Annotated in this window: 18 protein-coding genes and 1 tRNA gene; 5 read left to right on the forward strand and 14 right to left on the reverse strand. The window is 35.4% G+C overall.

The genetic code is table 11. The features are described 5' to 3' along the window. Positions 1–111 precede the first annotated feature (111 nt). From QFZ87_RS18490 to QFZ87_RS18510, 5 genes are all read right to left on the reverse strand, one after another. On the reverse strand, positions 112–1,056 hold the full coding sequence (locus QFZ87_RS18490; RefSeq protein WP_309864501.1) for a hypothetical protein: 945 nt from the start codon (positions 1,054–1,056) through the stop codon (positions 112–114). Between the two features lie 155 nt (positions 1,057–1,211). Further along, positions 1,212–1,484 carry a DNA cytosine methyltransferase gene (locus QFZ87_RS18495; protein ID WP_309867968.1) on the reverse strand — a complete coding sequence of 91 codons (273 nt, stop codon included), beginning with the start codon at positions 1,482–1,484 and terminating at the stop codon, positions 1,212–1,214. A gap of 614 nt (positions 1,485–2,098) precedes the next feature. Further along, positions 2,099–3,106 (reverse strand): hypothetical protein, encoded by a 1,008-nt coding sequence (locus QFZ87_RS18500; protein WP_309864503.1) that lies wholly within the window; start codon positions 3,104–3,106, stop codon positions 2,099–2,101. Positions 3,107–3,525: 419 nt separating this feature from the next. Beyond that, positions 3,526–4,731: a hypothetical protein gene (locus tag QFZ87_RS18505; RefSeq protein WP_309864504.1), complete on the reverse strand. Its 1,206-nt coding sequence runs from the start codon at positions 4,729–4,731 to the stop codon at positions 3,526–3,528. 488 nt (positions 4,732–5,219) lie between these two features. Next, positions 5,220–6,962: a GmrSD restriction endonuclease domain-containing protein gene (locus QFZ87_RS18510; RefSeq protein WP_309864507.1), complete on the reverse strand. Its 1,743-nt coding sequence runs from the start codon at positions 6,960–6,962 to the stop codon at positions 5,220–5,222. A gap of 127 nt (positions 6,963–7,089) precedes the next feature. On the opposite strand from QFZ87_RS18510, the gene QFZ87_RS18515 reads away from it, so the two are divergent. From QFZ87_RS18515 to QFZ87_RS18525, 3 genes are all read left to right on the forward strand, one after another. Next, on the forward strand, positions 7,090–7,512 hold the full coding sequence (locus QFZ87_RS18515; RefSeq protein WP_309864510.1) for a single-stranded-DNA-specific exonuclease RecJ family protein: 423 nt from the start codon (positions 7,090–7,092) through the stop codon (positions 7,510–7,512). Between the two features lie 384 nt (positions 7,513–7,896). After that, positions 7,897–8,097 carry a helix-turn-helix domain-containing protein gene (locus QFZ87_RS18520; protein WP_309864512.1) on the forward strand — a complete coding sequence of 67 codons (201 nt, stop codon included), beginning with the start codon at positions 7,897–7,899 and terminating at the stop codon, positions 8,095–8,097. A 97-nt stretch (positions 8,098–8,194) separates the two neighbouring features. After that, positions 8,195–9,328 carry a tyrosine-type recombinase/integrase gene (locus QFZ87_RS18525; protein WP_309864514.1) on the forward strand — a complete coding sequence of 378 codons (1,134 nt, stop codon included), beginning with the start codon at positions 8,195–8,197 and terminating at the stop codon, positions 9,326–9,328. 277 nt (positions 9,329–9,605) lie between these two features. Here QFZ87_RS18525 and QFZ87_RS18530 read toward each other — a convergent pair. Then, a tRNA-Sec gene (locus QFZ87_RS18530) sits at positions 9,606–9,702 on the reverse strand. Positions 9,703–9,949: 247 nt separating this feature from the next. On the opposite strand from QFZ87_RS18530, the gene QFZ87_RS18535 reads away from it, so the two are divergent. Then, complete coding sequence (locus QFZ87_RS18535; RefSeq protein ID WP_309867972.1) at positions 9,950–10,375, forward strand: DUF2621 domain-containing protein; 426 nt, start codon at positions 9,950–9,952, stop codon at positions 10,373–10,375. Positions 10,376–10,825: 450 nt separating this feature from the next. Here QFZ87_RS18535 and QFZ87_RS18540 read toward each other — a convergent pair whose 3' ends face one another. Both QFZ87_RS18540 and QFZ87_RS18545 read right to left on the reverse strand, forming a co-directional pair. Further along, positions 10,826–11,296 carry a CcdC family protein gene (locus QFZ87_RS18540; protein WP_309864518.1) on the reverse strand — a complete coding sequence of 157 codons (471 nt, stop codon included), beginning with the start codon at positions 11,294–11,296 and terminating at the stop codon, positions 10,826–10,828. 127 nt (positions 11,297–11,423) lie between these two features. After that, positions 11,424–12,131 (reverse strand): cytochrome c biogenesis CcdA family protein, encoded by a 708-nt coding sequence (locus QFZ87_RS18545; protein WP_309864520.1) that lies wholly within the window; start codon positions 12,129–12,131, stop codon positions 11,424–11,426. A gap of 274 nt (positions 12,132–12,405) precedes the next feature. On the opposite strand from QFZ87_RS18545, the gene QFZ87_RS18550 reads away from it, so the two are divergent. After that, positions 12,406–12,582 (forward strand): Spo0E family sporulation regulatory protein-aspartic acid phosphatase, encoded by a 177-nt coding sequence (locus QFZ87_RS18550; RefSeq protein ID WP_309864522.1) that lies wholly within the window; start codon positions 12,406–12,408, stop codon positions 12,580–12,582. Positions 12,583–12,644: 62 nt separating this feature from the next. On the opposite strand, the gene QFZ87_RS18555 is transcribed toward QFZ87_RS18550, so the two are convergent. The 6 genes from QFZ87_RS18555 to tkt form a co-directional block, all read right to left on the reverse strand. Continuing rightward, complete coding sequence (locus QFZ87_RS18555) at positions 12,645–14,438, reverse strand: ABC transporter ATP-binding protein (protein WP_309864524.1); 1,794 nt, start codon at positions 14,436–14,438, stop codon at positions 12,645–12,647. Position 14,439: 1 nt separating this feature from the next. After that, positions 14,440–16,191 carry an ABC transporter transmembrane domain-containing protein gene (locus QFZ87_RS18560; RefSeq protein WP_309864527.1) on the reverse strand — a complete coding sequence of 584 codons (1,752 nt, stop codon included), beginning with the start codon at positions 16,189–16,191 and terminating at the stop codon, positions 14,440–14,442. A gap of 258 nt (positions 16,192–16,449) precedes the next feature. Continuing rightward, positions 16,450–16,683 carry a hypothetical protein gene (locus QFZ87_RS18565; RefSeq protein ID WP_309864529.1) on the reverse strand — a complete coding sequence of 78 codons (234 nt, stop codon included), beginning with the start codon at positions 16,681–16,683 and terminating at the stop codon, positions 16,450–16,452. A gap of 134 nt (positions 16,684–16,817) precedes the next feature. Further along, the gene (locus QFZ87_RS18570; protein ID WP_307288731.1) at positions 16,818–17,033 is read right to left on the reverse strand and encodes a YneF family protein; all 216 of its coding nucleotides are present in this window, start codon (positions 17,031–17,033) and stop codon (positions 16,818–16,820) included. Positions 17,034–17,106: 73 nt separating this feature from the next. After that, positions 17,107–17,547: a sporulation inhibitor of replication protein SirA gene (gene sirA / locus QFZ87_RS18575; protein ID WP_308080078.1), complete on the reverse strand. Its 441-nt coding sequence runs from the start codon at positions 17,545–17,547 to the stop codon at positions 17,107–17,109. A gap of 229 nt (positions 17,548–17,776) precedes the next feature. Next, positions 17,777–19,783: a transketolase gene (gene tkt / locus QFZ87_RS18580; RefSeq protein ID WP_309864537.1), complete on the reverse strand. Its 2,007-nt coding sequence runs from the start codon at positions 19,781–19,783 to the stop codon at positions 17,777–17,779. Positions 19,784–19,792 lie beyond the last annotated feature (9 nt).

Below are 19,792 nucleotides of genomic sequence, written 5' to 3' on the forward strand. Positions count from 1 at the left end.
AATGAGGATTATCTGTGAAATTCGGTACATCGGTCGTAGTTCAGGGGAAATAGGGACCTTTTTTCTGCTGAATTTGATTTCTTTTATTTCATCGAATGGCAAGTCCATTTTTTAACCTCCAAAATCAAGCGGGCAGTCAATCAACCAGCTCGCGATTGCCTCGTGGCACAAATCATTGTACACAGAAAATTCAAAAATATCGTGGAAACTCTCTCCCATGAGAGCCGCCCTGTACTTTTCCATGGTTTCATCTAACAGCTCTTTTGGAGTTAAATCAGTCAGCAATACTACTTCTTCCAGATGACTTGCAATGGAACTTTTAATCCTGACTTGTTTCTCGTATGCTGCACTATATGTCTGTTTCATATAATTTAGAATTTCCTGCCCTTTAATATAGTTGCGCACCTGTAAATCAATATATTTATTTGTTCTTTTTTCTTTAACCACATTGTCCAAATGCTCAAAGAGGGCCCCGATTTTTCTGTCTAAGATTGCAATCGAAGCAGTCTGACACTTTTTCCAGTTTATTATTTCTTCCTCATCTGGCACTGGTACATCTATATTTATCTTTTCATTAAGAATCTGCTTTACCTGGATAATTTCTTTCCCGTAAAAATGCTCATCATGGGCAAGGACATCAAATTCCTCGTCCAGTAAATCCTTCATGGTAGTATCATTACGGTATTCAACCGCTTTTTCATGACAATGAGAAATAAGCTCTTTATTAGTAATTTTCGGAGTGAGAAAAATCCATTTTTTTATTTTGACTCCCTGTAAGAACTTTAATAATTGAGGTTTATATTTTTTAAGTTTCTGCAGGTCATTTGTAACTTTAGCCCTTTGATGATTATAAAGTTTACCAGATTCGTATTCTTCATCAGGGCAGTAACATTGAAAAACAATTCCACTGCGTGTAAAACCCTCTATTCCTAAGTCGCCATTTGTATGAGCAGTCATCTCCTGATAACCATCGGCTCCGTATTTCATTTTCAAAAATGTTTGACAGTGTTCTTCCCAACTGTCCCCGTTATATGTACCAAAAGGCGTTTTGAGCATATATACCCTCCGTACTTAAAGTAAGTAGATGTACTGATATTAATGGTACCATGTTTTTTACAATTTTAGTTAATATCCAACAAATTTCTACCTAATTTTTCTAAGTAAAACAGATGAAATAAAAAAAACAGACGGTTTAACCGCCTGTCCCAAAGTTACTTTAGTACAACTGGTGCTTTTTCTTCTTCGAAAATAGCTTTGATTTGATTCCCCATTTTTTCAATCAGTCCCACAACGAGCGCGTTCCCCATACAGAAGTAACGGTTCCGTTCTTGCATGGTGTCTGTCCAATTATCAAGAAAACCGTTTAATCGTTCACATTCAACAGGTGTTAGATTACGCAATTTACCTGTTTTTTTGTCTTCTACCGCATGAGTGCTACGGTTTACTGTTGCCGATATACGTGGAACCTTTTTAGCATCTTTCAATTTCATCATAGAAACAAACGTTCTAGTATAATTTCACGCAGTGTCTCCTGAATGGCAAATAAGACATATTAATATAGGAATATCATCCATAAGGAACGGTACTTGGAGCTAGAATAATTATCATTTCCTCATAGAGGATTGTTTCCTCAATGAAGAAAAACGATAAGAATTAAAAATTCACCCTAAGATTAAGACCTATTTGGTGGAGAGCTAAGGGGTTTTTCTACGAGAAAAACGAGTAAAAAAACAAAGGGTTTCAATTTTTTTATGAGATATTTGCAAAAAAAAACCAATTTTCCCCAAAAACTTTAGATAAAGTTTCATGGACCATTATCTAAATGGGTCTAACTTTATCACATAAATTACAGTTTTAAATCATCAAACTCATCATTCTACATGGGTTTTATTATTATATATGCCGAAGAATCCTTTCCAAAGATTTGCTAATTCCTATTAAAGTAAAATATAAAATATTTTAATCCATTGTATTTATAGAAACAATAAAAAAGAGCTTTTTACAAGCTCTTTGGTTTTGTAAACCCCATCCTGTATCGTCAGTCGGTCTTTTTCTGGTTACTCGTAATAAGACAAAACATGATATTTCTTTGCAACGATTATAGTATTATTCTTGGTTCTGTCATATCGATATTAATATTCCTAGTATCACTGAAAGCCTTCTCCGCCAACAATGCATAATACATTGGAGGTTCCTCATTTGTCCCAAACGACCTTACATCAATCAAGAAATTTACCGCGGAATTTGCCATTTCCAGGAAATTTTTCTGTGAGTATGCATCTGCGAAACTTAAAACATTTGACGAAACTGTCAAAAAGGACGAATAAGAGAATTGCTTCCACTTTTCTTGAATTTTTTCAGTTAAATATCTTTTATCCTCCTGCAGCTCCAAACTCAATTCAGCTAGCTTGGCCTGCTTTTTCTCAATCGGCAAATCTCCTATCTCTGTCACTTGTTCCTCTATTTTTCTTCTAAATGAGCTTAGAAGTTCGTCGTTTTTACTCTTAAAGCGTACCAATTCCCATACGTTTTCTACAAATATAGGAGCAGGAAAAACCGACTCCAAAATAAGATTTCTTACTCCGTTTTCATGGATGCTTTGTGAATCCACCCGGCTGAAATTATTGATATTTATATTCAAGTTACTGGAATCGTCAGTAATTGGTGCCTTTTTAGTCAACTTGCTTAACACTGTCGCTAAATATGCCATATACAGGTCGGCTATATCTTTTTTTACAAGGTACCAATTCCCTTCTTTCTTAGCAAACCCCCTCATAACAAGTTCCCTTCCAATGTCCAACATCTTTTCAAAATGAATTTGCGCGACTGCACATTTATTCAATCCTCTTTCACCCTGGTAGTTGTTATCGATATAATTTAAGAATTTGCTTTTAAATAATGGAACTTCAAAAATATATTGCATAGGCAGTATAGGGCTTACTAGACCTGATTCAAGAAGAAGTTTCATATGTTCTTGAAAATTTTCAGGTTCCTGCAAATATTCTTCGGGAGCTATTACGCTAATTGTATCCCAGTAAAGTAATGTCTTATACAACCAAGGAGTTTGGGGCAATGTTATATTTGGAAAAAACAATAAATCCTCCATCGTTTTGACCTCCATTAAGAAAAATTTATAACCCCTTTTATCTTCAAATTGTTTTCCCTCGATATTGGGGAAACTCCTTACTAGACAATGAAAGATTGTGGTTTACTTTCACTCATGTTTCTTGTTTTCTTTTCAAATTAAAGGGGATTTATGGCAAAATGACAATCTTCCGAATACAATTAATACGCAGAAAATTATACCACCATTTATCGATTTGACCAAATTATTCCTAATATATTCTGATGGTTCTTCCACCCCAAAGGGAATAGAACTAATCGCATTTATAAACAATCATCATTTTGCCTCCAATCCTTTTTGTTAATTTTGCTTTAATAATATAAATAAAAAAGAACTTGGTTTCCCAAGCTCCTTTTTTTACCATTACAAATTTCTTACAAAGTGTTAAGAAACGACTAGCTCTAATAAAAATTATTTGGCACATTTGAATACTCCATCTTTTCAACATCAAATGCTTTAGTTGAATTTGAATTACTTAAAGAGTCCCAATATATTATTTTTTTCAATTGGTGCTGGACTATATTAAACCTGTCATTAAAGATAACTTCGATGATAAAGTGAATTACATTATGATTTACACTAAATTTTATTTGAAGTTCCATTTTTTTAATATCTTTAGGAATAATCATTTTTTTATTTTGTCTATCAATATCAATATCTTCAACATCATTTTTAATAATCATGTCTAAATAGATATGGCCGCTATTTCTATAATTGGGATGGCTTGATTTACCCCATTTTTCTATCATTTTTTTTTGTTGTTTTTCTGAAATATCTATCCAGTATTTTACTTTCGTTCTAACATCATATTTTGTTCCATTTTTTCGAAAACAAGTAACCCTCTCTATCATGAAAAAGAAGTGATTAAATGGAATGGTCAAAGAAAAATCCAGCCTTCTTTCCCATTTATCATAATTGGGGTCAGTAATATTTGGACTAAAACTCAACGACATAGCTATAGTTTTAAGCAAGTCATCCTCAGTCATCTCGTTATTTATGAGATTTAATGGAGTTGGCAATTTAGATAGCTTTTCAATATTCCCCAATTTCCCTATACCCCAGAAGAAAAACATAATAGAGACGATTCCAAATAATAATCCAAACCATAACAAATAGGCTTCAGTAGGCGTGTGTTTATAATCTATTAATCCAATAAATACTGACCATAATATTAAAGTGAAAAGAAGAACAAGTCTACATCCAAAAACAATCCACTTAATGTAATCATGCGTATTAAATACTTTAGTGTACCTATATATAAGCTGATTTAAATTTTTAGTTATCTTAACTGGATTACTAATGTTGTTAGGTTTCTCTGTTATTTGCCAGTAAATTTCTTGACATCGTTGAATTTTAAATTGTGTACTTAATGAAACAAATATTCCTGCTAAACCAATTAAACATAGAATACCAGATGTAAATCCAAAAATTACTCCTGCGTTATTTCCTATATGGTTATCATCCATTTTTAAAATTGTAGATTTATATCTTAGTATTAAAATTATAATTAAACAAATAATTGGAATGGAAATATACCCAATAAAATTTACAATATATCTCACATATTTTAATAGGCTCAAACTAATATTTTTAACCTTATTAAACATCACTAACTACCTTTCTACTTTTATCATACGTTAATCAACGCCTGAATAATGTTACAACAAAATAAATTTTTACTTCTTAATAATATAAAACACTAACTGACTTTAGACTTCTTATCCGTAATAGAAATTGGTACTTCTTATAAAAAAATCTGAATCCTAAAAAAAACAAAAGAGAACATTGAAACAAGGATTAAGCAAAATTTAAAATAATAATAAATTGCATATTTTTGGCATATGACACTCCAACAATCGTGTCCCTTGTTCTTTTTGCAGGAAAAAGAATGATGTAAAAAAGATGTAACAAATCGGTGAGAGTTTCCCGTCTACCTCCACCCCGCATAGACAACCAGCGGGTCGCTGATTTCAGCGTGTGAATAGCCCGTTGGAGGGGCATTTTTCTTCCTAGAGGCAATCTTAATGAGTGTTTTTTTTGTGTCAAAACAATATGAACCCATTTGTTTTAAAGTCGGTGTGCCACCACCGATAATTTATACAATCAATTTTAATTTTTGATGCAAAAGACCATTTCTTTTTTCAATAAACTCTTGAAAATTTGTTAGTCCAAAATCACATATTGGAATGTAATGTTTTGCTAGATAGTCATTCTTTGCTGCAACATCTTTGAAAGTCTCATTAAGCCATTTATCAAATTCCACATTGGACTTTTCAATATTTGGTATGTCTTCTAATAACTGTAGGTTAGCTATAGAGTTAACATGTTCAAAGTAAAAATCCTGATTATCTTGTGGAATACCAATTTTTGATAATTTTCTCCTTGTAAACATGCTTTTCGCGAAAATATGGTCCAGATGAAATTTATTTCTAAAATCAAGATTTGGGTAAAGCAAAGCAAGAATTGAGAATGTTTGTTTTTGACCATATTCATAGGTAAGCAGGTTCTCGACCTCATCATCATTAAATGTAAACGACTTTGTACTCCCCTTAAATTCATCAATAATGATTTGTAACGGAAATTCATTAAGGTTAGCTCCGATTATTCTTCTTAACGGTCGGAGTACATTATCCGGTTGACCACTAAACACTTGTTTTAGAAGTCCAAGAATAAGCCATTTTTTAATGAGTTTTCGGTCATCTTGATAATTTTTAGATTGTAAATAATTATGCGGATTCCCTTTCTTTAACAGGTAATAAGCAATCGGGATAATAGCATTTTTTGAAGTTAGGGTGTCATTGGTGTACCCAAAACTTGCAATTAGATTAACAGATAATCGAATTGACTCTTTTATTAGGTCCCAATTTTGTTCAATTTTTTGCATAGCTTCACTGTTAAAATTATCGACTTTAAATGCTATATCCGTAAAATCACAAAGGACTAGGCATGACTTTAGAACAAAATCTTTGTTGAAATTATATCCATTACCAATTTGATTTATTTCATCAACAAACTTTGTTATTTCCTGTCTAGCATCTTTATTTTTCCATTGAGCAGTAGCTATAGAAAGTAATAAATCGGAATAGCTAAGCGTAGTACCTCCGCTATTTACCCGTATAAAAATATTTAGGACCTTATCCAGTTTTTGTTCTTCTTCCAGGTAATAATTTATGGTAAGTGTTTCATTAATTGCTTGATATAGTTTAAACAGGGTTTGATTTGCAAACAATGCTTTATCTTTTTCCAAAGAGTTTAGGCCATTTTCAATTAGATACTGATTTACTTCAAAATGGTTGTTCATGTTTAATATTTCAGAAACCTTAAACCAATAGGCCAAGCCTTCTTCATTATCACTGTCAACTTCCTCAGGTGTTAAAAAACGAAAATCATAAACCGTATCGAACTCCTCTGAAGGTGCTAATAAATCAACATAAAGCTGTTGTTCAGGATACGCTAATGGATTTTCACGCCTCATACGTGGGAGCTTATAAGCGTATGTACCTTTTAATGCAATATACATAGAAGTTAACCTTTGTTGTCCGTCTAATATGGCAATAATATCTTCTTCTCCACTTATGCTAGCAAGTGGATTATGACGGTTATTCTTTTCATGATAATTCCTTATAAACTCGTAAAATTGGAAATCCTTACTCTTTTCTTTCTTTACATCCCAAAATAAGAAAGAGCCAACAGGATACCCCTGCATTAAAGAATCAAACAGCCTTTCAATTTGGTCTGTTCCCCATACAAATTCCCTTTGAATCGCTGGTAAAAGATATTTTTTTTCATGAATGTTTTTAATTACCTTTTTTATTGTTAATGGTGCCTGGAACGACATTCTTATCCCCGCCTTTATAAAGATAAAAGATTAATCAAAATTGTTTCTTAAAATAGTTTACCAGAAAGAGGGAATAATAGTAATTAGGTATTTTATCTTGAACTTTACTCACGGAGGGGTTTTTATTATGAATTGGACGAAAAGTGATTCAGACTTCGGTTCACATCCTCTGCAGAATAAAATCATGTATTATGCAAGAAGTTTTAATCTTCATCCAATTTTAATGCAATACCTGTTTTTAAACGGCATTAAAACCACAGACACAATTTATCAATTTATCTATCCATCATACACAAGCTTTCATAATCCATTTTTATTAAATGATATGAAGAAAGCTGTTCTTCGAATAATTAAGGCAATAAACAACGATGAACATATTCTAATTTTTGGAGATTATGATTGTGACGGCATTACTTCAACCGCACTTACTTTTCAATGCTTAAGGAAGTTAGGAGCAAAAAATGTGAGTTACAGATTACCATTAAGAGAAGAGGGCTATGGTATAAGACCTGAAACGATTAATGAAATAAATTTAAAGATGTCCGGATAGGCTGCAATTTAGATATTCGCCTCATATTAAGCATCTTCGTTTGTTTTGAAATGATAACTTTGCAATAAAAATTCGTAATTTTCCTTGTGTTCATCATTAACAAAATACATTGTAAATCTCCTCCTAATTATTCTATTTCCGAATCCTTTAATATTGTAAATTCTGAATTTACCAAACTAAAGGTTGAAATTTATATATATTTCAAGTATGGATTTTTAAAAGCTTTTTCGACTTTTTTTGTCGATTCAAAAATTTTTCGACACCGTTACCATTTTCGACAAGGTCATTACAATATAGAAAATAAAAATTTCATTATTTATATTAAATATAGGAACAGCAATAACAGACAATAATCAAAAATCATATTATGGAGGAAATTCCAAAATGAAAGGAAAAAACAACAAATTAAATGAACTTCCTGATGTTTTAACGGTTAAGGACTTAAAAGAACTTTTTGGTATCGGTCGGGTCCAAGCATATGAACTAGCAAATAAAGAAGATGTTCCATCAAAACGAATTGGAAGAAGAATCCTAATTTATAAGGCAAACCTTATCAAATGGTTAGAACAAAACACTGCTTCCTAAACCCTTATCAAAAAGAAGATGGAAAAAATTCACCATTGTTAAATAAGATGAATTTGCGGCGTAATAAGCATGTGTCCAAAAATTTGGAGGTGTAATTATGAGAGGAACTATAAAAAAGGATGGAACCTCATGGTATGTCCTGTATGACTTAGGAAAGGACCCTGTTACAGGAAAAAGAAAGCAAAAGAAGAAAAGAGGATTTAGAACAAAAAAAGATGCTGAAAAATACCTAAGTGAACAATTGAATGCAATTGAAAAGGGTACTTATTTTGAACCAAAAGATATAACTTTTGGAGAATATTTGGATTATTGGTTGGAAAAACACGCAAAACCGAATACAGCAGTGCGGACCCTTGAAGGATATAATTATATTATCCAGCAGCATCTTAAACCTTCATTAAGTAATATTCAAATTGCTAAATTGCAACCGTTCCATCTTCAAGAATATTACTCTCAAAAACTTGAAAACGGAAAATTTGATGGTACGGGGCTGTCAGCTCAATCTGTTAAACATCATCACAGGCTAATACATAAAGCCTTAAAAGATGCGGTTAAATGGCTCTTTCTTGTCAGGAATGTAGCAGAGAATGTGACACCGCCAAAAACCACAAAAACAAAAATGAAAATATGGGATAATGAACAGCTAAAAATATTCTTAAAGGCGGCAAAGGATTCTGTCTATTATACAGTGTATTTAACAGCAAGCTATACTGGTATGAGACGCGGGGAAGTATTAGGTCTAAGGTGGCAGGATGTTGATTTTAATAACAATATAATATTTGTAAGACAAGCCTTACAGGAGGTTAAAAAGGTAGGGTTAACATTTAAAGAACCTAAATCCGGCAATAGCAGGTCAATTTCAATAACTCCAACATTAGCGAAAGAGCTTAAAAAGGTTTATAACCAAATATTAGTAAACAAACTTTCCTTAGGACAAATGTATACCGACTTAGATTTAGTTTTTGCTCAAAAAAACGGCAAGCCAATCCAACCAGCAGAATTAGCAAAAAATTATCGGAAGGTTGTTGAAAATAGCGGCTTACATTATATAAGATTCCATGATTTGAGGCATACACATGCTACATTGTTACTACAACAAGGCGTACACCCAAAAATAGTCTCCGAACGGTTAGGTCATTCCACAATTGGAATTACTATGGATACCTATACTCATGTATTACCAAATATGCAAAAGGAAGCTGCCCTGCAATTTGATAAGCTAATTAAGTAAACAAAAAAGTTCTTTAGAAGTTCAAGCATTAACAATATAAAAATTTGAGCCATCTCAAATTAGAGATGGCTCTATATTTTTTTCAGCTATTAAGAGCATTATGGTTATACAAAAACAAAAATTGGAATGAAACTTCGTTTGTTATCACAAATTATCTTTGATTATTTTTACTCCGTGACCAAAATGTGACCAAAGTGGAGTTTTTCTTGCTGCTAGGCGGATTAAAAACTTCCTATCGAATTTCAAAGGAAGCCACAAAAACCTTATATATCAAGTTTGGCGGGACTGCGTGGGAATCGAACCCACCAGCGATGGCACGCACCGCTCAAGCAGTTTTGAAGACTGTGGAGGACACCAGTACCCCATTCAGCCCCATAGATGTAGGTTACAAGCTGTTTTAATTATGGCTAAAAGTCTCTTAACCATTCCTATCATTTGTAATCATAATACAATGGAATATAGTAATAATCAATAGAATGAGCTTATTTGTCACCTTTTCGACAAGCTTTAATGATTCTTCACTTGTGCTATCTAAATTCACACATTTGTGGTGAATACTTGTCATCCCGTCAAAAAAAAGTCTATAATAAGATGAAAAAATAGTTTTTGTAGGTGAAAAAAATGCTGCATGGTTGGTTTTTGTGGTTTATCATGTTCTGGGTTGTTTTTTTAGTAGGTTCATTCGCCATCGGCGGATTTTTTATGTTCCGTAAATTTTTGAAAAAGATGCCCAAAGACGACGGCAAATCAGTAATGGATTGGGAAGAATATTATGTAAATGAAACCCGTCACTTATGGGGTGCTGAAGAAAAGGCTCTACTTGAGGATTTGGTCAGCCCTGTCCCTGAACTTTTCCGCGATGTTGCCCGTCATAAGATTGCTGGGAAAATTGGTGAGCTGGCGCTTAATGAGAAAGTCGAGAAGATTACCGAGGAACTCGTCATTCGCGGCTACATACAAGCAACACCAAAAAGAGATCATAAATTTTTACGCAAAAAGCTTTTTGAAAATCGAATTGATGTTAAGCCGTACGAGCATTTATTCTAAACCGTCCATCTTGGGACGGTTTTTTATTTTTGGTAAAGTTTGTTCTACTCAAGGTGTGCTCTGTAGCTTTTCTTACCCTTTAATGATTTATTTTCAAGTCACGGGCACTATTACTCTTTTTTCTTACCGTCGAAGGATGCTTACTCCGAAAACGGGCACAATTATCATTTTTCATGACCGCAACATACTACTTTCCCGTAAACGGGCACAATAATCTTTTATTATGACTGCAACATGCTACTTTCCCCGTAAACGGGCACAATTATCATTTTTTATGACCGCAACATGCTACTTCCCCCGTAAACGGGCACAATTACATTTGACCGGCCAGCGCTCCTCCACACAAAAACGGACACAAAAGTTCCTTAATGGTATTAGTCCTATGGAAATAGGTACATTTTCAGGGTAGCAAAAAACACTGACCCAAAAGCGGATCAGTGTTTTACTAGTTTAATTTTTCTGTAACCCATTATATAGTTTCATATAAGATCGATACATCGCGATACGCCAAGGGACAATCATGCTGAACGCTAGCAGAAAGAACATTCCACTTAGCTGGCCAAAATCAATCGTGCTGCTTAAGATTGATTTAGCTACGAGGCGGACGACTAACAAGCCGACTAGTATAAAAACAAATGCCTTGGACCGTTTTAAATAAATATCATTGTCACGCACCTCAAATTTCGAGGTCTTGATGAGTAAAATAGAAAAGAGCATCCCGACGATTACGGCCTCTAAAATCTCCATTGGGGTTAATCGAAACTCTGGTACCACATACATCAAGGCCCCACTGGACATGAAAACAGGCGGTAGAATAATCTTTTTTACATTTGCAGGTTTCTTTGCGGCTTTCATACGAACAAAAAGTACAAAAAAGCCCATAAAGACTGCACCGATTGAAGAAACAACAACGTAGTTCATTGGGTTCAATCTTCCTTTATCTAATTATTTACTTACCCATTATATCTTAAATGTTAGATAATGAAAAAAATATTTCACTGTATCAGTATCCATTTTTGAACTACATTAGGTAACTTTTACAAATCACTTAGAATCCAGTAAAGCCGCCAAACATGCTTTGGAAAACAATAATAATTTTTGTCATCCAGTCAAAGAAAAGGATTACACCCATGAGAATCATAATATACCCACCGATTTTTACAATCCTGCCGCTGTTTTTGCGAATCCATTGCATCCTTCCAACAAAGAACGATAAAATTAAAAATGGGATGGCAAATCCTAGTGAGTAGGCTGTCATATATAAAACACCTGATCCAGGATTCGATCCTGCAAGAAGAATAACAGACGATAGAATCGGACCTGTACATGGCGTCCATCCAGCTGCAAAAGCCATTCCAATTAAAACGGAACCAATAAACCCAGAAGGTCGATTTTTAAATTCTAACTTCCGGTCTTTCATCAAAAATTCCGGTTTAAACACACCAACAATCATCAGTCCAAATAAGACAATAAAAATTCCGCCAAGCTGACGAATTAAATCTTTGTATTCATAGAAAAAGCGGCCGATAAAAGAAGTACCGAAACCAATCGCTATGAAAATAGCTGAAAACCCTAAAAGGAAAAATATAGTATGTAGAAGACTTCGCTTTTGAAGCATAGCATTTTCAGTTTTTAATTCCCCAACAGACATGCCCGTGATATAAGACAAAAATGCAGGATAAAGCGGTAAACAACAAGGTGAAATAAAACTCAAAAATCCGGCCCCTAGGGCTAAAAATACATTTACATCAGACATATTAACACTCCCACTATAGTCGATACTTCTTCATTCTAACAAATCTCTTCACCAAATGATAATGATTAAACATGAATATTTTGTGTCTCTAAATCCCCACTTTAAAATCTATTTACTTTTTTCCAACTAGCACCTAAAATGTTGGATATTTATTTACAAATCTCTTTGAAGTAATTTACATTATAGGTTATACTAGTAAAACAATGTCATTTTTAGTAGACTTGTATTCAACTACCACCAAAAACTAGGAGTTACTCCGGAAAGGACATCGGCCGTGGTTAAACAAGAATTAATTACCCTAATTGAAAAAAAACGTGCTGAATTAATTCAAGTCGCGATTACGAACGGCTTGACTTCCTCCGTTGCAATTCGCTATAGTCAGGAACTTGATCATCTTTTAAATGAATATAATAAAGTATTTATAAAAAAAGTTCCATCATCGGCTTGCTAAAGACAAGCTCCAACTAAAAAATACAAGAAAAAGCCTGGCAGTCAATCGCCAGGCTTTTTCTATTAATTTACGACATCCTCTAAACGTTCTACTCCCCCATTTTGCAGTAGGAACATCTTGTGATACAAACCACCCAAAGCTAATAGCTCTTGATGTGTACCACGTTCTACGATTTCCCCCTGATGAAGGACCAGGATTAAATCGGCATCCTGAATGGTTGATAACCGGTGGGCAATGGCGATAGTGGTACGACCTTTTCGCATCTTCGCCAAAGCCGTTTGTATGGCTTCTTCTGTTTCCGTATCAATATTAGCTGTTGCTTCATCTAGAACCAATATCTTCGGATTGGCGGCGATGGTCCTGGCAAATGCAATTAACTGCCGTTGGCCGCTTGAAAAAGTAGAGCCTCTTTCCACCACTTTATGACTATATCCATCATCCAGCTTTTCGATAAAGGTATGTGCCTGAACAAACCTTGCCGCTTCTTCGACTTGTTCCTCCGTCATCCCTTCATTATGAAGACGAATATTATCCTTTACCGTCCCATAAAACAAAAACGGATCCTGTAATACAAGTCCCATCTTCTCCCTTAACTCAGGTTTGGTAAACTCACGAATCGAGGCTCCATCAATCAAAATTTCACCACGTTCAAATTCATAGAATCGCATCATTAGATTAATAATAGAACTCTTTCCGCTTCCTGTATGCCCAACAAGAGCGACCGTTTCACCTGGATTTGCAGTAAAGGTAATATCCTTTAAGACATCTCTTTTTCCATCATAGGAAAAGCTTAGATTCTTAAACTCAATCTTTCCTTCTTCAATCGATAGGGTCTTCTCTTCATTTTGGACAGGAGCTAGATCTTCCTCATCTAATAATTTAAACACTCGTGAACCAGCCACAATGGCTTGTTGATACAAGGAGAGCCTCATCATCATTTGATTAACCGGTTCAAAGAAACGGTCCAAATAATTGATAAACGCATAGATGACCCCTATTTCCACACTATGCTGAAAGGAAGAAATCCCGAAATAGCTTAAGACAAGGATTAAGGCAAATATATAAATCAAATCAATAGCTGGTCGTAATAGCAAACCATCAATCTTAATGTTTTTCATCCCTGCATTGTAGTGCTTCTCATTAATTTCACCGAACTCGTTACGAAGACGTTTTTCCTGACGAAATACTTGGATAATCGACATCCCCTGCAGAGATTCACTTAACTTAGCATTCAATTGGCTGAGTCGTTCACGCATATCAAGGTAGAAACGCGAGCTTAATTTTCTATATAAGTTCATGACAAATAGTAATATAGGAAGAATAATGACACACATTAAGGCAAGTTTTACATTTAATATAAACATGGCAATGAATATTCCTGTAAGCAAAAATCCACTCTGGATAAAGGTCGCTAGAACAGTAACAAACATATCCTTAATCGCTTCTGTATCATTCGTCACTCTTGATACAATGCTCCCTGCAGGCGTTTTATCAAAGTATCTTAAGCCAAGTGATTGTACCTTAGAAAACACATCAATGCGAAGCTGCTGGATAATATATAAGGCAATCTCTTGGAATTTTACAAATTGGAAAAATAATAGAATCGCTTTGACCACTTGAATGCCCATGTACACTGAACCAAGAACCAGTAATGGTTGATACACAAGCCTCCCTGGTGTCAAATAATCATCGATAAAAATTTTCACTAAAATAGGAAGAACAATATCTCCAATGGTGGTTAATAGTAATAAAACAAAAGCAAGCCCGATTATTTTTTTATGTGGTCTGGTGTAGGATAGAAGGCGAAATAAGATTTTCCTTTGTTCACGTTCTGATAGTTGTAATTTCTCATCCATTCTAGTGCCCTCCATGCTCAACCAGCTCTTCTAGTTGCTGGCGTAAATACATTTCCTTGTACCAACCGTCAATCTTCATCAGTTCCTCATGCGTACCTCTTTCGATAATGCTTCCCTCATCCATAACAATAATAAGATTGGCATGTTGAATAGCACTTAAGCGGTGTGAAGTAATAATGGTGGTTTTCCCCTCACGATTCTCTCTTAACGATGTGAGAATCGCTTCCTCTGTCTTTGCATCGACTGCTGACAGTGAATCGTCAAGCACCAAAACCTCTGGATTCATTAATAGAGCACGCGCAATCGAAATCCTTTGTTTTTGTCCTCCTGATAAAGACACGCCGCGTTCACCAACAATGGTTTGATACCCATCCGTAAATTGAAGAATATCTTCATGAATATTGGCTAATTTTGCTGCCCTCTGGACTTCTTTCTCTGTTGCTGATGGATTTGTAAAGGCAATATTTTCTGCGACCGTTGCTGAAAATAGGAAATGATCCTGCGGGACATATCCAATCGCCTCACGTAAGCTTTCCAGTTTATACTTTGCTAACTTTTCTCCACCAAACAGAATATCCCCCTTATAGCCTTCAAACTCTCTAATCAGCAGCTTTAACAGAGTCGTTTTACCTGATCCTGTTTTCCCAACAATACCGAGTGTCTCCCCTGAAGCTAGGGAAATGAATACATCTTTCAGAATAGGTCTTATTTCCCCCGGATACGTAAATTCATCAATTTTATATTGAATATCCCCATATGGCATGACATCCAATGCTACTTCGGAATCGGTTATCTCTACCTTTTCATTCAGTAATGCTGCCACACGATCATAGGAAGCACGGCCGCGTTCCACGATGTTAAACAACCAGCCAAACGCAAGCATAGGCCAAACCAATAATCCCAGGTATGTAGTAAAAGAAATTAATTCTCCAATCGTTAACTCTCCATTTAGAACATACTTCGCACCAAAGGCAATCGAGAGGAAGAAGGAAATGCCGACAATAATGCTAATGGTCGGGTCATAGAGTGAATCGATCTTGGCCACAACAATATTTTTTTGCACTACATCTTCTGATTGCTTGCGAAAATCCTCTATATCTTCCTGTTCCTGGCCAAACGTCTTAATGACTTTGATCCCAGTGATGCTTTCCTGGGTTTTATCGTTTAAGGAAGAGAACGCTTCTTGAGCTTTATAAAAGCTTTTATGTAACATCGATCCAAACCAGCTAGTTAACATCGCCATGAAGGGCATGGGAAGTAAACAGATTAAGGTTAATTTCCAGCTGATCGTAAAGGCCATGGCAATAATAACGAAGCCTCCTGTTGAAAGGGAATCGACCAAGGTCAGCACCCCCGCTCCTGCGGTTTGCTGGATAGCTGAAAGATCATTCGTTGCATGTGCCATAAGATCCCCAATGCGGTTTTTTTGATAAAAGGACGGAGACATTTTAGTAAAATGCTGATACAAACGATTTCTTAAAATTTTACTTAGTTTGACCGCTGAACCGAAAATTCTAATTCTCCAGTAATAACGTAAGACATACATAGAGACCCCAACCGCGATAAGGACCAGCACCCACTGAAGAAGGATCCCTTTTGTCATTGTCCCCTCATTGATATGGTCAGCTACAATTCCAATAATTTTTGGCGGCACTAATTGCAGTACTGCGACAAGCATTAATAAGATAATTCCTGAGATGTATGATTTCTTCTCTTGTCTAAAAAACCAGCCTAAATTTAAAAATACTTTCATTCAACCGCCCCCAAGACCCTTAAAAGTAAAACACCTTCTATAAATAAAAAGTGATATTACGGGAAACGAAGTTTATTCCCGAGGTTTCTATTTTATCAAATATTTATAAAATAATAAACATTTTGTAAATTTGCATTTTCCGTAAAAAAAGCAATCCCAAAAGGAATTGCTAAAATAAGAATTATTCTTTTACCCATTTTCTTAACTTTAGATAACTGGTGAATCTGTTGTTGGCATTACATTTTGGACATCGAACGATTACTTCGAGATCAACATTTGTTGAGTTTCTTTATTTAGGACATTATTAACCACTTTCTTGTTTAAAGGTAATACTTGATCAGTGAACTCACAAAAAGGATACTGTTTTTTTAATTCCTCTAAATCGTTATCTCCTCTTACAATCGCTACATATTGAATATCATTTTTACAAAATAAGCATTCATTTTTACCAACTACCACGTTATCTAAACCTTCAATGACTTTCTGACTCATAGCTGTCCCACCTCCTATCCCTAAATAAATAGTTAGACATGATAGTAGGTGGTTCCTGCTACTGTAAAAAATAAAAAACCACCTTTCCGGTTTCGTTTCCGACCGAAAAAAGTGGTTTAGATATGCTTGTCCAATTATTTTGATTGTTGCTTGTTCATAGCTGACATCATTTGGTTGATCTTCTTCTGAGAAGGCTTCATACCCATTTGCATCATCATCATTTTTAACATTTGTTCATTAATTGGCGGATTTTTCTTTAAATAGCTCATCATATACTTCCGAGCAATGAAAAATCCTAGTGCTACACCAGCTACTAATGCTAGTATACCTACTAGAATGTACATACCCATTAAACTTCCTCCTTCATGTTGTCTATCATACAGTGTACTAAATAAAACGAGATAAGACAATATCTCGTTTCAATTAGATAAATTTTCTTTCTTTAATTGGCTTTAACCAACCATATCGTTGATGTTCAAGGTCAATAGCTAAAAAGGATGATTCACATTTTCTAAGCACTTCAAAAAAAGCCGTTTCTGCTTCATAGCTTCCTTGTGCTTCTACTGTTATCAAATCCTGAAACACTTCAACCTTTGCTGTACTTAGTTTTCCGCTCAATTCAATCGTGTATGCACCATGGTCAGCCTTAAACCCCTTAATTTTTCCAAGCTGCTTCTGGATTAACTGGTGAATTTTTAAGACTTCTACTCTTTTTGTGATATATGAAATTTGTTTTTTAGTTATAAATTTTAGCTCGCCAACTGCATGTTGATGTTCCTGAAAAAGCTGAAAAAATAGTCGCTCTCTTCCGAAGTAATGGGCCGCAAATTCATCTTCTATTAAATATAGCTGATATTTTCTCACTACGGTTCTCTCCTTCGTTGATTCCCCTTTTTTCTATTATAAAAAAACACAAACGAATCATTTGTCTTACTGCGGCAAAAACTTCCACTACTTTTGTCGATTAACAGATTTCTTAACAAATCTACTATGAATTCGATAGAAAATATGAAATTTCCTTTGGAAAAGTATTTTTTTCGAAAAATTGTCACAAAAAAAGGAACAGCTAAAAGCTGTCCCTGACATTTGTTGTTTATTTTTGTAACATTGCCTTCACACGGGCAACAACATTGCTTACTGTAAAGCCGTATTCTTCCATAATCTTTTCACCTGGTGCAGAAGCTCCGAACATATCGATTGCCAGCACATCGCCTTCGTCACCAGTATATTTGTGCCATCCAAAGGATGAACCTACTTCAATACCAAGACGTTTTTTCACGTTCTTTGGAAGAACGGAATCTTTGTATTCCTGAGATTGCTGTTCAAAACGATCCCATGAAGGCATGCTTACTACAGACACATGAATTCCTTCGCCTGCTAATGCTTGTTGTGCTTCAACAGCAAGGCTTACTTCAGAACCCGTTGCCAATAATAAAGCATCTGGAGTTTCTCTTTCAGATGGAGAAACTACATAGGCACCTTTAGAAACTCCCTCATATGCATTTGTATCCGTACCTTTTAATGTAGGTAGATCTTGACGAGTTAGAACAAGTGCAGTTGGCTTATTTGTGGATTCAACAGCTAACTTCCATGCTGCAGCTGTTTCGTTTCCATCTGCTGGACGAATGATGGATAATCCTGGCATAGCACGTAATGCTGCAAGCTGTTCTACTGGTTCATGAGTTGGTCCATCTTCTCCTACTGCAATACTGTCATGAGTAAATACATAGGTTACAGGTAGACCCATTAATGCAGCTAAACGAATAGCTGGACGTAAGTAATCAGAGAAAACGAAGAATGTTCCACCAAATACTTTTACGCCACCATGAAGAGTTATACCGTTCATCGCAGCACCCATTGCAAATTCACGGACACCGAACCAGAAATTACGGCCCTCATAGGAACCAGGCATATAATCTTTTGAGCCTTTAATCATCGTTTTGTTAGATCCTGCAAGGTCTGCGGAACCACCGATGAAGATAGGAAGGTTTTTCGCAATCGCATTTAACACCTCTCCAGAAGATGCACGGCTTGCTAAGCTCTTTCCTTCACTGTAAACAGGGATATCCTTGTCCCAACCAGCAGGTAATTCATTGTTTAATGCCTGCTCCAATTGAGCAGCTAGTTCAGGATATTCTTTCTTATATTGTGCAAAAAGATCGTTCCATTCTTTTTCCTTCTTCTCGCCAGTTTCAACGATAAGCTTTTGGAAGTTTTCATATACTTCCTGTGGAACATGGAAATCTTCTTCAAAAGTCCATTTATAAGCCTCTTTAGTAAGCTTTAGCTCATTAGCACCCAGTGGTGATCCATGAACACCAGAAGTACCAGCGCGGTTTGGTGAACCATAACCAATTACCGTTCTTACTTCAATCATGGTTGGACGGTCTAAATCATTTCTTGATTCTTCAAGTGCTTTTGCAATTTCCTCAAGGTTATTACCATCTTCTACACGAAGATATTGCCATCCGTATGAAAGGAAACGGTCCTTAACACTCTCAGAGAATGATTTATCTAAGTCACCATCAAGGGAAATATCATTAGAATCATAAAGAACAACCAATCTACCTAACTTTAAGTGACCAGCAAGAGAGGCAGCCTCAGCTGATACACCTTCCATTAAATCCCCATCACCGCAAATACTATATGTAAAGTGGTTGACTAATTCATAATTTTCTTTATTGTATACACTTGCTACATGGCGCTCCGCCATTGCCATACCCACTGCCATAGCGATTCCCTGACCTAGTGGACCTGTTGTTGCTTCCACACCTTCAGTATGTCCATACTCTGGATGTCCAGGAGTCTTACTACCCCACTGACGGAATTGTTTTAGATCATCCATTGATAAACTGTAACCGGATAAATGAAGCATGCTGTATAACAATGCTGAACCATGACCTGCAGATAAAACAAATCGGTCGCGGTTAAACCATTTAGGGTTTTTTGGGTTATGATTCATGAAACGTGTCCATAATGTATAAGTCATTGGTGCCGCACCCATCGGCATACCAGGATGGCCAGAGTTTGCTTTCTCGATAGCGTCAATGGCAAGCGTTCGGATTGAAGTAACAGATAAATCATCAATAGTATTAAACATGAATTACAT

Origin of the sequence: Bacillus sp. SLBN-46 (assembly GCF_031453555.1) — a bacterium.
Lineage (GTDB): Bacteria > Bacillota > Bacilli > Bacillales > Cytobacillaceae > Neobacillus.

What these genes read in the sequence shown, in the direction of transcription:
- QFZ87_RS18560 (WP_309864527.1), bottom strand. Translation starts at nt 16,191, where the DNA reads ATGAAAGTATTTTTAAATTTAGGCTGGTTTTTTAGACAAGAGAAGAAA.
- QFZ87_RS18535 (WP_309867972.1), top strand. Translation starts at nt 9,950, where the DNA reads ATGCTGCATGGTTGGTTTTTGTGGTTTATCATGTTCTGGGTTGTTTTT.
- QFZ87_RS18570 (WP_307288731.1), bottom strand. Translation starts at nt 17,033, where the DNA reads ATGGGTATGTACATTCTAGTAGGTATACTAGCATTAGTAGCTGGTGTA.
- QFZ87_RS18520 (WP_309864512.1), top strand. Translation starts at nt 7,897, where the DNA reads ATGAAAGGAAAAAACAACAAATTAAATGAACTTCCTGATGTTTTAACG.
- QFZ87_RS18555 (WP_309864524.1), bottom strand. Translation starts at nt 14,438, where the DNA reads ATGGATGAGAAATTACAACTATCAGAACGTGAACAAAGGAAAATCTTA.
- QFZ87_RS18505 (WP_309864504.1), bottom strand. Translation starts at nt 4,731, where the DNA reads ATGTTTAATAAGGTTAAAAATATTAGTTTGAGCCTATTAAAATATGTG.
- tkt (WP_309864537.1), bottom strand. Translation starts at nt 19,783, where the DNA reads ATGTTTAATACTATTGATGATTTATCTGTTACTTCAATCCGAACGCTT.
- QFZ87_RS18565 (WP_309864529.1), bottom strand. Translation starts at nt 16,683, where the DNA reads ATGAGTCAGAAAGTCATTGAAGGTTTAGATAACGTGGTAGTTGGTAAA.
- QFZ87_RS18545 (WP_309864520.1), bottom strand. Translation starts at nt 12,131, where the DNA reads ATGTCTGATGTAAATGTATTTTTAGCCCTAGGGGCCGGATTTTTGAGT.
- QFZ87_RS18540 (WP_309864518.1), bottom strand. Translation starts at nt 11,296, where the DNA reads ATGAACTACGTTGTTGTTTCTTCAATCGGTGCAGTCTTTATGGGCTTT.
- QFZ87_RS18525 (WP_309864514.1), top strand. Translation starts at nt 8,195, where the DNA reads ATGAGAGGAACTATAAAAAAGGATGGAACCTCATGGTATGTCCTGTAT.
- QFZ87_RS18500 (WP_309864503.1), bottom strand. Translation starts at nt 3,106, where the DNA reads ATGGAGGATTTATTGTTTTTTCCAAATATAACATTGCCCCAAACTCCT.
- QFZ87_RS18515 (WP_309864510.1), top strand. Translation starts at nt 7,090, where the DNA reads ATGAATTGGACGAAAAGTGATTCAGACTTCGGTTCACATCCTCTGCAG.
- QFZ87_RS18490 (WP_309864501.1), bottom strand. Translation starts at nt 1,056, where the DNA reads ATGCTCAAAACGCCTTTTGGTACATATAACGGGGACAGTTGGGAAGAA.
- QFZ87_RS18510 (WP_309864507.1), bottom strand. Translation starts at nt 6,962, where the DNA reads ATGTCGTTCCAGGCACCATTAACAATAAAAAAGGTAATTAAAAACATT.